The organism is Empedobacter falsenii (assembly GCF_019308355.1).
Lineage (GTDB): Bacteria > Bacteroidota > Bacteroidia > Flavobacteriales > Weeksellaceae > Empedobacter > Empedobacter falsenii_B.
In genome coordinates this window covers 1-16,230 of sequence record NZ_JAAGKM010000016.1, presented here as the reverse complement: position 1 = coordinate 16,230, position 16,230 = coordinate 1, and the positions used below count along the sequence as shown (strand labels likewise).

The 16,230-nt window shown below is 31.2% G+C and carries 14 protein-coding genes; 8 read left to right on the top strand and 6 right to left on the bottom strand.

All coding sequences use genetic code 11. The annotated features are described in order from the left end of the window. Positions 1 to 79 precede the first annotated feature (79 nt). From G0Q09_RS08050 to G0Q09_RS08040, 3 genes are read left to right on the top strand one after another with little or no spacing between them, the layout of a single operon-like run. Positions 80 to 2,551, top strand: coding sequence for a phosphoenolpyruvate carboxylase (locus G0Q09_RS08050; RefSeq protein WP_257468118.1), 2,472 nt, complete (start codon positions 80 to 82; stop codon positions 2,549 to 2,551). Positions 2,552 to 2,581: 30 nt separating this feature from the next. Beyond that, positions 2,582 to 3,130 (top strand): crossover junction endodeoxyribonuclease RuvC, encoded by a 549-nt coding sequence (gene ruvC, locus G0Q09_RS08045; protein WP_125348885.1) that lies wholly within the window; start codon positions 2,582 to 2,584, stop codon positions 3,128 to 3,130. 54 nt (positions 3,131 to 3,184) lie between these two features. Beyond that, complete coding sequence (locus G0Q09_RS08040; RefSeq protein ID WP_219034506.1) at positions 3,185 to 4,243, top strand: glutaminyl-peptide cyclotransferase; 1,059 nt, start codon at positions 3,185 to 3,187, stop codon at positions 4,241 to 4,243. A gap of 108 nt (positions 4,244 to 4,351) precedes the next feature. On the opposite strand, the gene G0Q09_RS08035 is transcribed toward G0Q09_RS08040, so the two are convergent. The 4 genes from G0Q09_RS08035 to G0Q09_RS08020 form a co-directional block, all read right to left on the bottom strand. Further along, positions 4,352 to 4,849 carry a hemerythrin domain-containing protein gene (locus tag G0Q09_RS08035; RefSeq protein WP_052217884.1) on the bottom strand — a complete coding sequence of 166 codons (498 nt, stop codon included), beginning with the start codon at positions 4,847 to 4,849 and terminating at the stop codon, positions 4,352 to 4,354. Between the two features lie 60 nt (positions 4,850 to 4,909). After that, positions 4,910 to 5,344 (bottom strand): RrF2 family transcriptional regulator, encoded by a 435-nt coding sequence (locus G0Q09_RS08030; RefSeq protein WP_038336279.1) that lies wholly within the window; start codon positions 5,342 to 5,344, stop codon positions 4,910 to 4,912. A 139-nt stretch (positions 5,345 to 5,483) separates the two neighbouring features. After that, positions 5,484 to 6,068, bottom strand: a complete 585-nt coding sequence (locus G0Q09_RS08025) for a 50S ribosomal protein L25/general stress protein Ctc (RefSeq protein ID WP_038336278.1) — start codon at positions 6,066 to 6,068, stop codon at positions 5,484 to 5,486. 45 nt (positions 6,069 to 6,113) lie between these two features. Next, positions 6,114 to 7,049 (bottom strand): ribose-phosphate pyrophosphokinase, encoded by a 936-nt coding sequence (locus G0Q09_RS08020; RefSeq protein WP_038336277.1) that lies wholly within the window; start codon positions 7,047 to 7,049, stop codon positions 6,114 to 6,116. Between the two features lie 222 nt (positions 7,050 to 7,271). On the opposite strand from G0Q09_RS08020, the gene G0Q09_RS08015 reads away from it, so the two are divergent. The 4 genes from G0Q09_RS08015 to G0Q09_RS08000 all read left to right on the top strand — a co-directional run bounded on the left by G0Q09_RS08015 (position 7,272) and on the right by G0Q09_RS08000 (position 13,713). Beyond that, positions 7,272 to 8,534, top strand: a complete 1,263-nt coding sequence (locus tag G0Q09_RS08015; RefSeq protein ID WP_219034505.1) for an OmpA family protein — start codon at positions 7,272 to 7,274, stop codon at positions 8,532 to 8,534. Between the two features lie 106 nt (positions 8,535 to 8,640). After that, entirely contained in the window at positions 8,641 to 10,581 is a 1,941-nt protein-coding gene (locus G0Q09_RS08010) for a polysaccharide biosynthesis protein (RefSeq protein ID WP_257468117.1), read from the top strand. Next, a complete protein-coding gene (locus G0Q09_RS08005; protein ID WP_219034504.1) occupies positions 10,571 to 11,332 on the top strand; it encodes a polysaccharide biosynthesis/export family protein in 762 nt (253 codons plus the stop codon). The genes G0Q09_RS08010 and G0Q09_RS08005 overlap by 11 nt, the downstream gene beginning before the upstream one ends. A 2-nt stretch (positions 11,333 to 11,334) precedes the next feature. Next, positions 11,335 to 13,713: a GumC family protein gene (locus G0Q09_RS08000; protein WP_219034503.1), complete on the top strand. Its 2,379-nt coding sequence runs from the start codon at positions 11,335 to 11,337 to the stop codon at positions 13,711 to 13,713. Between the two features lie 54 nt (positions 13,714 to 13,767). Here the strand turns inward: G0Q09_RS08000 and G0Q09_RS07995 are convergent, their stop codons facing one another. Continuing rightward, positions 13,768 to 14,463, bottom strand: coding sequence for a hypothetical protein (locus tag G0Q09_RS07995; RefSeq protein ID WP_219034502.1), 696 nt, complete (start codon positions 14,461 to 14,463; stop codon positions 13,768 to 13,770). A 186-nt stretch (positions 14,464 to 14,649) separates the two neighbouring features. On the opposite strand from G0Q09_RS07995, the gene G0Q09_RS07990 reads away from it, so the two are divergent. Beyond that, on the top strand, positions 14,650 to 15,501 hold the full coding sequence (locus G0Q09_RS07990; RefSeq protein WP_219034501.1) for an HAEPLYID family protein: 852 nt from the start codon (positions 14,650 to 14,652) through the stop codon (positions 15,499 to 15,501). Positions 15,502 to 15,679: 178 nt separating this feature from the next. On the opposite strand, the gene G0Q09_RS07985 is transcribed toward G0Q09_RS07990, so the two are convergent. Further along, entirely contained in the window at positions 15,680 to 16,084 is a 405-nt protein-coding gene (locus tag G0Q09_RS07985; protein ID WP_219034500.1) for a JAB domain-containing protein, read from the bottom strand. Positions 16,085 to 16,230: the final 146 nt, after the last annotated feature.

Here is a 16,230-nt window from a genome sequence, read left to right as displayed (position 1 = left end):
AATGCGAAGTACGAATTTATCTGAACTTAAATTCCACCAAATTGTGGAAAATAAGTTTCAAATTTACAACAGTCTCTTTATGAGTCTGCCCTACGAAAAAATGCAAAACATTGGATCGTTGATTCCGTTTTTGTACGATGAAAGTCAAAAAGGTTTACCAGAAGGTAAATCGCCAAATGAAATCATCAACAATTTTTTTGAGAAATACACCGATTTAAAAACCGAACAAGAACAAATCGATTTGATGTTTCGAATGATACAATACATCGAGCGACAAGTTGTTTTGTTTGATAGTATCGAAGATGCTGCATTTCCGTCATTACATTCCGAAAATGAAAAAGGAAGTTTGGAAAGCATTTACCATATTGCACAAGCGCAAGGTAAAATGGAACAAGTAAAAACTAGGATCGAAGATTTTGTAACAAGAGTTGTTTTTACAGCCCATCCAACACAGTTTTATCCGACAAATGTTCAACAAATTATTCAAGATTTACGCGACGCAATTCAACAAGATTCGGTAAGTAAAATTGATTTATTGTTGCAACAATTAGGAAAAACACCTTTTATAAACGAAGAAAAACCAACTCCTTACGATGAAGCTGTTTCTATTATTTATTATTTGAGAAATGTATATTATCAAACAATTGGACGATTATACAACGAAATCAACCAATTGTTTTTTACAGAAAGTAAACCTCTAAAATCTCCTGTTATTCAATTAGGTTTTTGGCCTGGAGGCGATCGCGATGGAAATCCGTTTGTAACAGCAGAAATTACATGGAAAGTTGCAAGTTTATTGCGTACAAGTATCTTAAAAAATTATTACAATCATCTTAAAATTGTTCAACGTAGATTAACATTCAAGCATGTTACAGAACCTTTGAAAGCGTTGAGTAATTTGATTTACGAAAATATGTTCAATGAAAATGGAACAATTACAATTGATGAAATCAAGATGCGTTTACAGACTATTCGTACAATTTTGATTGAACAACACAATGGCGTTTTCTTAGATATTTTGGACGATTTTATCACGCGTGTTGATATTTTCGGGTTACATTTTGCTTCGTTGGATATTCGTCAAGATTCGCGTGTTCATCAAAAAGTAATTAACCAAATTGTTGAAAAATATACTGGAATTAATCTGAAAGATTTAAGCGAAGCAGAACAAATCGACTTGTTAACAAATCCTTCTTTTACAGCTAAGCCTGAAGATTTTGAAGATGATATTGTCGTCGATACAATCAGAAATGTTTATCAATTAAAAACGATTCAGCAACGAAATGGCGAATTAGGTGTTAACCGATACATTATTTCAAATTCTGAAACCATTTTCGATGTCTTAAATGTTTACGCTTTATTCAAATTTTGTGGTTACAAAGATGACGAAATTAAGTTTGATATTATGCCACTTTTCGAGACGATTAGAGGTTTAGATGGTGCTGAGAATACGATGAATAAATTGTATAATCTACCAATTTATGCACAACATTTAGAACGTAGAAAACAGCGTCAATCAATTATGTTAGGTTTTTCGGACGGAACAAAAGACGGTGGTTACATCAAAGCAAATTGGGAAATTTATCGTACCAAAGAAATCCTTTCGAATGTTTCGGATAAAAATCAAATCGAAGTTATTTTCTTTGATGGTCGTGGTGGACCTCCTGCACGTGGCGGTGGAAAAACACACGAATTTTATGCTTCTCAAGGGAAAACAATTGCGAATCACGAAATTCAAATTACGATTCAAGGGCAAACAATTACGTCGAATTATGGAACAATGCCGCAGGCAAAATATAATTTTGAACAATTGTACACGGCTGGTATCATTTCGGATGTTTTCTCTACAAGCACAAGTCAGATTTCGCCAGATGAGCGAATTTTGATTGATAAATTAGCCACAATTAGTTATCAGAAATACGAAGATTTGAAAGCGCATCCTTCATTTTTACCTTATTTAGAAAATATGAGTACGCTTAACTATTATGGAAAAACGAATATCGGAAGCCGTCCGAGTAAACGAGGTGGTGATAAAAAATTAGAGTTCGATGATTTGCGTGCTATTCCATTTGTGGGTTCTTGGAGTCAATTAAAACAAAATGTTCCGGGATATTTTGGTGTTGGAACAGCTATAAATGAATTGAAAAAACAAGGTCATTTAGAGGATGTAAAAGATTTATTCAAGAATTCGAGCTTCTTCAAAACATTGATCCAGAATAGTATGATGTCGATGGAAAAAACTTATTTTCCATTAACTTCTTATATGAAAGATGATCCTGAATATGGTGAATTTTGGAATATTTTGCACGATGAATTTGAATTATCAAAAGCATTATGTTTAGAAATTTCGGGTTACACAGAATTGATGCAAGACGAACCATTGAACAAATCTTCGGTACAAATGCGCGAAAAAATTGTGTTACCATTATTAACGATTCAACAATTTGCGTTGAACAAAATTCATCATGAAAGTGAGTTCAAATCAATCTATGAGCAAATTGTGATGCGTTCGTTATTCGGAAATATTAATGCGAGTCGAAATTCGGCTTAATTTTCAGAATATCTTAATACCTTCGCAACGATGGAAAAGATTATTTTAGGGATTGATCCTGGAACAATGGTGATGGGTTTTGGTTTGATTGAAGTCAAAAATAACAAAATAAAGTTGATTACTTTAGACGAATTGTTGTTGCATAAACTTCCGAACCAGCAAACGAAATTGAAAAAGATTTTCGAAAAAACTTTAGCCATTATCGATCAATATCATCCTGATGAATTAGCCATTGAAGCGCAGTTTTTTGGCGTTAATGTTCAGTCTATGTTAAAACTTGGACGTGCGCAAGGTGTTTGTATAGCCGCTTGTTTGCATCGCGATATGCCTGTGGTAGAATATGCGCCAAAAAAAATTAAGATGGCGATTACCGGAAACGGAAATGCCTCGAAGGAGCAAGTTGCGGGCATGTTACAACATTTACTTGGATTGAAAGAAATTCCAAAACGTTTGGATGCCACAGATGGTCTTGCCGTTGCGGTTTGTCATTATCTAAATTCGGGTAAAACAACTGGGACGTCAAATTCATATTCGAGTTGGGATGCCTTTGTAAAAAATAATCCGAATCGAACAAAATAAAATATATTTGTAGTAGAATTAGCAACCTAATTCGTAAAACATAAAACACATCAAATGAAAAAATATTTAATCGCTGCTTCAGTTTGTGCAACAGTTTTCTCTTCAGTGTTATTTTCTTGTAAAGATTCGACTGGAAAAAACAATACTGCAATCACTGAAATTGTTTCGAAAATTGAACAAAATAAATACAAAATTGGCGACAAAATCGATATTCCTTTAACTAATTTAGATGGAATTACGAAAGTTGTTGTTTCGGTGGATGGACAAGAAGTTCCTGCTGATTTTACGATTGACGGAAAAACAATTGGATTAGGAAATCATACGGTTAATTTGAAATTCTTCAAAGGAGAAGAAGAAACAAATTCGCGCGATTTTACGTTTGTGGTTTATGCAAATGAGCCGGCTGCGCAATGGAATTATGAAATTGTAGGAACTTATCCACATAACCCTGATTATTTTACGCAAGGTTTTTATTTCAAAAACGGAAATATTTTCGAAGGAACTGGACTTCGTGGAGGAAATACACGTTTGATTGAATATAAATTGGGTGCTACTGAACCTACAAAATTATATCAAATCAAAGACGATGTTTTTGGAGAAGGAATTACAGAACTGAATGGTTTTATTTATCAATTAACATGGCAAGATCGTGTCATTTATAAATATGATTTAAACTTTAATCAAGTTGAAAAATTTGATATGCCAGCTCAAATTATCGAAGGTTGGGGAATTACTACAATTGGTAAAGAATTAGCTGTAACAGAAGGTTCGCAACGTATTCATTTCTTCGATGAGAAATTTAACTACCTTAGAACTGTTCAAGCTTTTGATAGCACACAACCATATAGTTATTTGAATGAAATTGAGTATCACGATGGTTTAATTTATGCAAATGTTTACCTAAAATCTGGACACGCAGATAACAGTAATATCGTGGTAATAGATCCGCAAACTGGCGCTGTAAAAGCTGAGTTTAATTTTGCTGAATTGAAAGGAAAACAAGGAAATCCACAAGCGCAAGAATTGAACGGAATCGCTTTCAAAGACAACGGAAATATGTTAGTTACTGGAAAGCTTTGGGACAAAATCTTTGAAATTAAGATTAAGAAGTAATTTCCTTAACACATAAAAAAGCAAAAAGCTCGACCTGCAAAATCGAGCTTTTCTTTTTCAAAAATCATCTAAAAAATTATAAGTAAAAATTTATGGTTATGAAAGATCCTATAACCAAAATTGATCTTTCCAATCTGTGTTAGTTAAAAGTGAATTAAATTGTTCTTTAATTACTTTTAACTTTTTTTGTGTTGCATTTTTCTCAAATTCAGGAAACATTTGTTTCTCCTCAAATCTGATGTGCAAATCCAATTCTTCTTCGATATAAATCAAACTTTTCATCGGATTTTTTGCATCTATTTTGAACAAGCGTCTCAAACGTCTATGTTCTTTCAATGCTCTTTTTACCAAGTAATGATCTTCATCTAAAAGCGAAAACAAGTAATTTTCTTCTATCTCAAATTTTTTGAATAATACTTTTTCCCCATACCAATTTACATAATCAACAATTCGTTGAATATCGACTCCTTTATCTATTCCAGCACGAATATTCCAACAAAAAAATAATGTCTTATGATGTCTTTCGCACGCTTCATTTAGATTTACTGTTACAGTATAACTCATATGAGAAGCAGTTGTTTGAGGAAGTTCTATTAATAGGTTCATTGTTGTAATTTTTTAATTCGGATAATCGGATATTTTTATCTTATTTTTAATCAATTTTTTTTAATGCTTAAGAAAAGCAATTCCTTTCTCTAGATCATCAATCAAATTAAACATCGATGTCTTTTCTAGCATTCCTCGCAAATCATTACGAATTGCAAAAACACGGCTATGTAAAGCACAAGGTTTGTTAGCATCGCATTCTACTAAACCTAAAATGCAACTGTGATAAAGACCATCTCCATCAATCGCTTTGATGATATTCACTAATTTGATATCTTCTAAATGCGCTGCATCCATTTGGAAACCTCCCATTTTTCCTTTGACAGATGAAATCACATTTGCTTTAACTAATTGTTGAAGAATTTTGGCTGTGTAAGCTTCTGGAGAATTAATCGAATTTGCAATTTGTTTTAAATTGACTCTCTTTCCTTCTACAGATTCTTGTGCAATAAACACACAAGCCTTAATTCCATATTCGCACGCTTTAGAAAACATTAATTTCTTTTATTCATTATAAATTATGAAACAAATATACAACTAATTTTAATTCGGACAAATTTATCTTATTAAATTTTTAAAAATAAAAAAACCACTCAAAAATGAGTGGTTTAATGTTATCTGAAAAGAAAATTTCTTAATCTTCGTCTTCGTCTTGATCAGCATCCTTAACAGCGTTACGAGAAGTACGAATAGCTACTACTACTGCGTTATCTGGATGAGCGAATGTGTAGTTATCATTTTTCAATGTTTCCACATACATTTTGTGACCGATTCTCATTGGAGTGATATCGATTTCGATTTCGTCTGGTAAGTTTGCTGGAATAGCACGAACTTTTAATTTACGCATGTTGAAACGTAAAACTCCACCAGCTACTAAACCACGAGCACGTCCTACTAAACGAACTGGTACTTCCATAGTTACTGGTTTGTCCTCGTTTAATTGGTAAAAATCTACGTGTAAGATTTTATCCGTTACTGGGTGGAATTGGATGTCTTGTAAAATTGCTTGAATTTTAGCTCCATCAGCTAACTCGATAGTTGCTGTATGAGCATCTGGAGTGTAAACTAATGATTTGAATGCTTTTTCATCAGCTGAAAAGTGGATAGGCTCTCCAGAACCGTAAACCACACAAGGTACTTGTTCAGCATTACGTAGGTTACGTGTAGCCACTTTACCTAAGTCTTCTCTTTTTACACCTTGAATTGTAATTGACTTCATAATAATATGTATATAATAAAAATAATTTAAATTTAAGTTAAATCATTAGATAACAAAACGTTGGCTAATAGATTTATTGCTATGTACTAAATGCATAACATCAGCAAAAAGCGGAGCGCAAGATAATACTTTTATTTTAGATACGGAAGTATTTTTTAATGGAATACTATCAGTTATAGCAATTTCCGTTAACAAAGAGTTATCAAGACGCTCATAAGCTGGTCCAGATAAAACTCCGTGCGTTGCAATTGCACGAACAGATTTTGCTCCTTTTTCCATAATCAATTCAGCAGCTTTAGCAAGTGTACCCGCTGTATCAATCATATCATCTACTAAAATAACATTTTTACCTTCTACCTCACCGATTAACATCATGCTATCAACTTGGTTTGCAACTTTACGTTCTTTGTGACAAATTACGATATCTGCATTAAGGTATTTAGCATATGTATTTGCACGTTTAGCACCACCCATGTCTGGAGAAGCGATACAAATATTATCTAAACCTAAACCTTTGATATACTCAACAAAAATTGTTGAAGCGAATAAATGATCAACAGGAACTTCAAAAAATCCTTGTATTTGATCAGCGTGTAAATCCATAGTCATTACACGAGTTGCTCCAGCTGTCATTAACATTTTTGCAACTAATTTTGCTCCAATTGGCACACGTGGTGCATCCTTACGATCTTGACGAGCAAAACCAAAATAAGGAATAACAACTGTAATACTTTTAGCAGATGCGCGTTTTGCAGCATCACACATTAAAAGTAATTCCATTAAATTGTCTGTTGGTTGCATTGTTGAACCAATTAAGAAAACGCGAGCACCGCGAATTGGTTGTTCAAAAGCTGGCACAAATTCGCCATCGCTAAACTCTACAATTTTAGATTTACCAAGTTCTTGACCATATTGATCGGCAATTTTTTGTGCTAATTCTAATGATCCTCTGGTTGAAAAAAGAAATGCTGATTGTTCCATTGTTTGTTTTGGGAAATATTTGTGCAAAAATAATTTAAATGATTTGAAAATGATATAAGAAAACTAAAAATTAATTTCGGCACAATTATTGAAGTTCTTTTTAACTCATTAAACTAATCAACAAGAGAATTATATGATTTTCGTTAGTAATAGGCGTTTTTAACAGTTTTTTATTGATTCGTTTTTAAGTATTTATATTATTTTGTAATTAAATATATCCTCATGAAAAAGATTTCATACCTATTAAGTGTAATTGGATTAGGAATTTTTGCTCAAGCGCAAGAAACTACTGAGACAGTTAACAACGATTACAACAAATGGTCTATCGAGGCCAATGGAGGTGCTGTAAAAGCACGTAAAGCTTTCACTCCTGGTTACTATTCTGAAACGCCAAGTTTCTATCATGCTGATTTTGGAGTTCGTTACATGTTCAACAATAAGTTTGGTTTAAAATTAGACGGTGGATATGATCGTATCAAAGAAGGTGAAGATGTAGCTCGTTTCCGTTCTAATTATTACCGTGTAGATTTACAAGGGGTTGCGAACTTAGGACGAATCATGAATTTTGAAACATGGACAAATAGAATTGGTTTATTAGCGCATGGTGGTGCAGGTTATTCTTGGATGAATAATGACGCAACAAAAGGTGCTGATGGTAAAGTTTTCGATGACAATGATAACATGGTAAATGTTATGGTTGGTTTAACTCCTCAGTTAAGATTAACAGATCGTGTTGTATTAACAGGAGACGTTTCTTATGTAAGAAATATTCGTCAAAACGTAGCTTTTGATGGAAATTCTGAAATTTCAGGTTCTGGTTTTGGTGGTGAATTATGGAATGCTACTTTAGGTTTAACTTTCTACTTAGGTAAAAACCAAAAACACGCTGATTGGGTTTACGAACCAACTCGTTCTGACTTAGAAGATCGTATTGCTAACATCGAGCAAATGTTAAAAGATACTGATGGTGATGGTGTTGCTGATTACTTAGATCAAGAACCAGATTCAGCTCCAGGTGCAGTTGTTGACACTCACGGTGTTACAATTGACCACAATGGAAATGGTATTCCAGATAACATTGAAGAGTACATCAAACAAAATGCAGGAGGAAATACAACTATCGTTAACGATGCTGATTTCTTAGAGCAAATGATTAATTCAGGTATCATCAATGTATACTTTGATTACAATTCTGATAAACCATATCAACAATCTGTTGGAGGTATTAAATTTGTATCTGAATATTTAAAAGCTAAACCAAATGCTCAAATTGACATTTTAGGTTACGCTGACCCAGTTGGAAGTGATTCTTACAACAAAAATTTATCTCGTAGAAGAGCAGAAAATGTAAAAGCTATTTTAGTTAGTCAAGGAGCAAATGCTTCTCAATTAACTACAGTTGGTGAAGGTGAAGATAAAGAATTCAAAAATTCTCAAGTTTCTTCTCATCAATTAGCAAGAAGAGTTGTTTTCAGAGTAAAATAATTCTCTCTTAATTTAAGATATTAATCAGGGATAGATTTTTCCATTTTTTGGAGTCTCTATTCCTGATTTTTTTATTATCTTTACCACCACTTAAATTACTAAAATATTGAATCCTTTTAACCAACACTTTAATGCTCCTAGATGGGTAGTATTAGTGCTAGACATACTTATAGTTTTCTTTAGCTATGTAATAACCAATTTTATACTTAATAGTTTTCTAAATTCTTTTAGTTTAGAAAAATTATTATTTAAATTACCATTTGTTGTAGCAGCATATACTCTATGTTTCCTATACTTCAAAACATATAAGGGAATTGTAAAAAAAACGGGGTTAAAAGATGCTGAAAATGTTTTTGTTTCAAATACGACCGCTTTTCTGATTCTTTTCTTCATCTCTTTTATCTATAGACAATTCATTGAATCTAATCTTTCGGAGAACACTCCTGTTTCATATGTTTTCAGAATGTCTTACTCTGTTATCTTTGTCCATTTATTTATTTCAACAGTAATAATGGTTATTGCCAGATTATATTATAAATGGATTTACGATTATTTTTTTTCTAAAAATAAAGCTCAACAAAAAACATTGATTTACGGAGCTGGAGATTCAGGATTAATCACTCGAGATATTTTACAAAACGATACTCAATTTAACTATAAAGTAGTAGGTTTTATTGATGACAAACCTTCTAAAATTGGAACGTTTATCGATGGCGCTAAAATTTATTCTATAAATGATGTTGATGATAAATTCATTGAACGAAATGATATTTCAGAAATCATTATTTCTATTCAAAATATTAAAACTAATGAGTTATTAAACCTTTCTAAATCTTTAGAAGATTTAAATGTTAATATTAAAATAATTCCTCCTATTTCTAATTGGATTGATGGTACATACAAGCCTGCTCAAATCAAACAATTAAAAATTGAAGATTTATTAGGGCGTGAATCAATTAAGTTGAAAAACCCTATTATTAATGAAAATGTACAAGGTAAGGTAATACTTGTTACTGGTGCTGCAGGTTCTATAGGAAGTGAAATTTCAAGGCAACTTGCTATGATGGATTTTGCTCAACTAATTTTGATTGATCAGGCAGAATCGGCTCTATATGATGTTCAACAGTCTTTAAAAAATGAAATTTCTGAAGAAAAACAAAATAGAATAGATTATATCGTTTCGAGTGTAAGAGATCGAAAACGAATGTTAAGCCTTTTTGATAAATATCATCCGCAAATTATTTTTCATGCAGCTGCATATAAGCATGTTCCGTTGATGGAAAAATTTCCTTATGAGGCAATCAACACAAATATTTATGGAACAAAAATAATTGCTGATTTAGCAAATGAATTTGGTGCTGAAAAGTTTGTAATGGTTTCTACTGATAAAGCTGTAAATCCTACAAACGTGATGGGCGCAACTAAACGAGTTGCCGAAATTTATGTAAATTGTACAAATGAAATTTCTAAAACTAATTATATTGTCACACGATTTGGTAATGTGTTAGGATCTAATGGATCTGTAATACCTTTATTCAAGCGTCAATTGGAAAACGGAGGTCCATTAACTGTAACTCATCCTGATATTACACGTTTTTTTATGACAATACCAGAAGCGTGTCAGTTAGTACTTGAAGCAGCAATAATGGGAAAAGGTGGCGAGATTTTTGTATTTGATATGGGCGAGTCTATGAAGATTATTGATCTTGCTAAAAGGATGATTAAACTTAGTGGATTTAAATATCCTGAGGAAATTGATATAAAAATTGTAGGTTTACGCCCAGGTGAAAAAATTTATGAAGAATTATTAGCCAATGATGAAAATACAGTTAAAACACATCATGAAAAAATAATGATTGCTAAAGTAAATACTTCAAAATGTCAAGATAATAAAAAGTTGATTGAAGAGTTATGCTCAATGTCTTCAACTATAGAAAAGCATGAACAAGTCATGCATTTAGTGGCTAAAATAAAAGAGATAGTACCAGAATTTAAATCTCAAAACTCTGAATTTGAAAAACTTGATAACTTAATTTATGAAAAATAAAATTTTTAATCTCCTAATTGTAATAGTTATTCTCACAATTTCATCTTGTGCGTCAAAAAAGGAATTAGTTTATTTAAGTGGAGACCAACAGTCTACTACAAATTTCGAACAGTATATCCCTAAAATTCAATCTTCTGACATATTAGCTATTAGTGTTAGTGCTGCTGATATCAAAGCAACAGAACCTTTTAATCAACAAAGTATTTATCAAGTAAATTCTGGAATGCAAAATAATCCTTATGCAAAAGTTTATACTGTTGATGAAAATGGGTATATCAACTATCCTTTAATAGGTAATGTAAAAGTTGGAGGATTAACTAGAACAGAAGCTGAAAACGAATTAAAATCTAAGATATCAAAGTACATTGTAAATCCTGGTGTTAATATAAATTTCACAAATTTCAGAATCACGGTTTTAGGAGAAGTAGCTAAACCAGGTAATTTTACAATTCCAAATGAAAGAGTGAGCATTCTTGATGCATTAGGAATGGCAGGAGATTTAACAATTAATGGTGTAAGAAAAAATATTATGGTTATCCGTGAACAAAATGGACAAAAACAAACCTATAATGTCGATTTAACATCTAAAGAAATACTAAACTCCCCTGTTTACTATTTAGCACAAAATGATGTTGTTTATGTAGAACCAAATAATGCAAAAATTTCATCATCTAAATTTACACCAAACTATTCTTTATGGATATCTGTTGCTGGTGTTATAATATCTGTAATTGCTGTTATTTCTAAATAAAAATGAGTAAAAATAAAAACAAAGTAGAAGACCAATACTTCGATGAGTCTGAAGAAACTATTAATATCAGGCAAATTTTAGAACAATATTTATACTATTGGAAATGGTTTGTTTTTGGAGTTATTATTTCTTTGATAGTAGCATTTTTGTATGTAAAATACACACAAAAACAATATCAAGTTTCAGCTAAAATATTATTGAACGAAAAAGAATCTTCAACAGGAGAATTAGCTGGTTTAATGGATCAAGCTATGCTTGGAGGTGGTTCTGGAGGAAGCGCAGAAGTTGGTGATCAAATTGATGTACTAAAGTCTAGAAGATTATTAACTAAAGTAATTCAAAAAAATAACTTTAATATACAATATTTTAGCGTAGGTCGAGTTGCAGAAATTCAATTACAACAAGAAAAATCTCCCATAAAATTCATTTTATTAAATGAGAACGATAAAGCCAATGAAAGCTTAGACAATAATAGTTTTATTGTAAGTATATTATCGAACACTAAATTTAAACTTGAAAATAAAAAAACAAGTGTTATAAAGGAATATTCTTTTGGACAAAAGATTACAGAAGACTTTGGAAGTTTTATAATTAGTCCAAATGGAAGCTTAGGAAAACATATTGGTTTTGAATATCAAATTAATTTAAATTCTATTGATAGAATTGTTAATGCATATCAAAACTCATTGAGTATTTCTCCAAATACTGAGAAGAGTTCAAAAATTATTAATTTTTCTTTGGTTGGTCCTGTTCCAGATATATCTAAGAAGTTAATAAATGATCTTATTACAACTTATAATGAAGATTTAGTAAGTGATAATCATAAATTAACAGAAGCTACCTCTAAATTTATTGATGATCGCCTACAAATTGTTACAAACGATTTACGTGGAGTTGATAAAAATCTTGAACGTTATAAAGTTCAAAATAATATTACAGATGTTACTTCAGAAGCAAATATCTTTTTAGAAAGTGCCGCAGATAACGAAAAGAAACTTTTAGAATCATCTACTCAACTACAATTAGTTGATTATATGAACTCTGCTCTAAATTCTTCTAAGACTGATTTACTACCTTCTAATATTGGGTTAGAAGATAAATCTATCTCAGCAGAAATATCTTCATACAATGAATTAGTTCTCGCTAAAGAAGATATGTTAAAATCTGTAACAAAAGATCACCCTAACGCGATCAAATTACAAGAGCAAATTAATGATGTAAAAAGAAACTTGAAGAATAGTTTGCGTTTGTACCGAAATAATACTCAAACAACTCTAAGCACAATTCAGAACAAACAAAATCAAATAACAAGCAGAATACAAAAAGTACCAAGCCAAGAACGAGGTTTTAGAGATATTTCTCGTCAACAGCAAATTGTTGAAGCTTTATATTTATTCTTATTACAAAAACGTGAAGAGAACGAAATAAAAGCAGCTGCTACACCAGAGAATATAAAAGTTATTGACTATGCTTATAGTTCTAAGGTTCCTGTCTCACCTAAGAAAAGTATTATATTATTAGGAGCTCTAATTCTAGGATTAGTTATTCCATTTATATGTATATATATTTATAAATTATTGAATAATAATGTAAACTCTAAGGAGGATGTTGAAGATGCTGTGGGAGCTCCAATTGCTGGGCAAGTACCTAAAAGTGATATTTCTATTATCGAGCAAAATGATAATTCTAGTGTTGCTGAAGCTTTTAGAATTCTTAGAACAAACATGAATTTTTTACTTAAAAATTCAACAGATCCTCAGTCTATCTATATAACTTCTACTACAAGCGGAGAAGGTAAAACATTTATATCAACTAATTTAGCTCAAATATTAACAATGTCAGGTAAATCTGTTTTATTAATTGGAGCAGATATTAGAAGTCCTAAAGTTTTAGATTATTTAGGAATTACCGATCAATACAGACACAAATATGGTGTTACAGAATATTTGATTTCAAATGATATTAATATTAGTGATATCATCATCAAAAATCCTGCTGATTATAAATTTGATGTTATTTATTCTGGACAGGTAGCTCCAAATCCTTCAGAGCTATTGATGAACGGACGTTTTGATGATATTGTCAAATATGGAAAAGCAAACTATGATTATGTATTAATAGATACTGCCCCTGTTAGTTTAGTTACTGATACTTTATTAATTTCTGACAGTGCAGATATTACAATGTACGTTGTTCGTGCTAATTATTTAGACAAACGAATGCTGGCTATTCCTAAAGAATTATATCAAGATAACCGTCTTAAAAATATGGCAATGGTTGTTAACGATGTTGACTTTACAAAAGGTTATGGCTATGGTTATGGTTATGGAAAAAACCATAATAAAGGTAGGTTTTTTAAAAATCTTTTTAAACGTAAATAAAATAAAAACCTGAAGTTAATCTTCAGGTTTTTTTGTACGATAAAAATATATACACTATTGACCTTCCTTCTCCAATCTCTCTAATGCTTTTTCGTGAGCAGATTTTACATCATTTTTGATTTTTTTATCTTGAGTAGATTTTCGAATCTTTTCTGCATGATAAGCCAAATCATCCAATGTCATTTTATAACTCACATAAAACCCGCGATTATATCTTGAATACGAAGCTAATCCCCAACCAGCAATTAATTGATTCTTAATTTTTTTAGTTTGATATTCGTTCAAATAACGTTGAAGTTTTGGAGAAATTTCTTCTTTCGCAATTGATTTTACAGAACCATTCATTCGGCTAAACCAATATTTATTATCCAATTTTATATACGATTTTGCACCTAAAATGCTTTTAAAAGCAAGATCCCCAAGCAGTAAAACCTTCTCAAATTCCGATTTTTCATTGGTCATATAATCCCAATACATTTCAGAAGTCATTCCAACCATCGGACTTTTATCTATTGTTGCTTCATACAAATCTTTACCATTTTGATAAGCTGCAGCAACATTTTTAAATTCAATTCCAAAATCATCACAAGCCTTCTGATAACCTGTAAAAGAACCCGAATATTTCTCGAAATTATCTATAAAAACTCTATAAATACAATAATGTGAAATATCAATCAAAACTTTTTTAGAATCATCTAAAAAACCGTTTATCAACTGTATCGGAAAGTTATAATATTCGTAGGAACTCATAATTGTTTGATTTTCTTAAATGTGGTGTTAATTCATCGACTAAGATAAGATAGTTTTTATTATTCTTAAAATGATAAGTATCAAAAAACTTCAAAATTTAATAGGTTAGATTTTTAAAGCGGTAAAACTTCAATTCCTAATTTCTTCCTAAATCTTCTTTGTCCTTTGCTTCAAAATAATAAACAAATGAAGTTTTTCTTAACAATATTGACAACAATTTTCATTACAATTTTCATTACAATTTCAACTAACGCCCAGACAAAAAATGATTCAATCATCACGATTCAATCACAACAAAAAACATTAAAACCTAAAGTTGATCATGCAGAACCATTGTATACAGATTTGATGCGCGATCTGGGAGCAAGAAAAGGAGAAGCTGAGATAAATGTAGGGGTTGGAGTGACCTCAAAAAAAGGATATAATGAATATAATGGTTTTATTGAGTATGAATGGGCTGTTGCAGATCGTTTGGGATTGGAGGTTGAAGTACCTTTTTCTTTTAATCACAAAAGCGATAATAACGATGGCTCTATTTATGTTCCGAACAATAAAATTGAAGGTTTAAAATTAGCAACTCAATATACTTTTTTAGTAAATGAAAAACAAAAAATGTCTTTGGCTGTAGCTTATGTTCATGAATTTGAGTTTAATAATTTTAAAGAATTAGGACATCAAGGTTCTGTATTTACGGGTATGAAAATGAATCCTGTTTTTATTGGAGCAAAGAATTTTAAAAATTTCAACACGTTAATCTATACAGGTCCTATTTTTGAACATCATTATAAAGAGCAAAAAGTAGATGTTGGAGCAACTATAAATGCAAGTATGATGTATGTTTTACCAAATTCGAAAAACTTTATTGGACTTGAAAATAATATGGATATTGACCGCGATGGATTTCATTATACTTTAAGACCTCAAATTAGATTGGCTATTCAACACAATTTAATGATTGGTTTGGTTACTGGAGTTTCTATCACCAAACATACAGGAACCAACCTTGATGTGATGACACGTATTATTTGGGAACCTTAGTTTTCTTAATAAAAAAACCTCCTTTAAAACTTTTTAAAGGAGATTTGTGGAGCTGGCGGGATTAAAGATATGTGCTACATATCAATCTTTTAGCTCTAAAAACCTTCTAAAGGGGATGAAATCGGGGATGATTTCCACTAATTATCATTTTCAACCCTACTCGTATATTTTATTTAAATCAAAGAATTCCTTCGTCTGCAAAACTAAGGTAAGAATTTTTAACCATAATGATATGGTCTAACAATCGAATATCAAATAACTCGCAACACTCTTTAATTTTAGAAGTTATTCGTTTATCTGATTCACTCGCATTTAGGTTTCCACTTGGGTGGTTGTGAGTTATTACAAGAGCAGATGCGTTAGCTTTTAATGCCATTCCCATAATCAACCTTACATCAATGCTACAAGTGTTTATTCCGCCCTTAAACATGCTTTTAATTCCTAAAACTTGATTCCCTTGATTTAGTAATAATATTTTGAACTCTTCTTGAAGTTCAATTGTATCCAAATCCCAATTCGCTTTAAGAACTTGATAAACTTCACTACTTCCCATTACTTTGATTTTCTCATCAACTTCATTCATATATGAGATTTTAATTTCTGATGTAATCTTCCCCTTGTTAAGAACACTTAAAAGTAGAGTTTTTATTTAATATTATTGTATTATTATTTTGATTAATTTGAAATGTAGGAAAATCATTAGGATTTTTGACCTTACCATATTTCAAT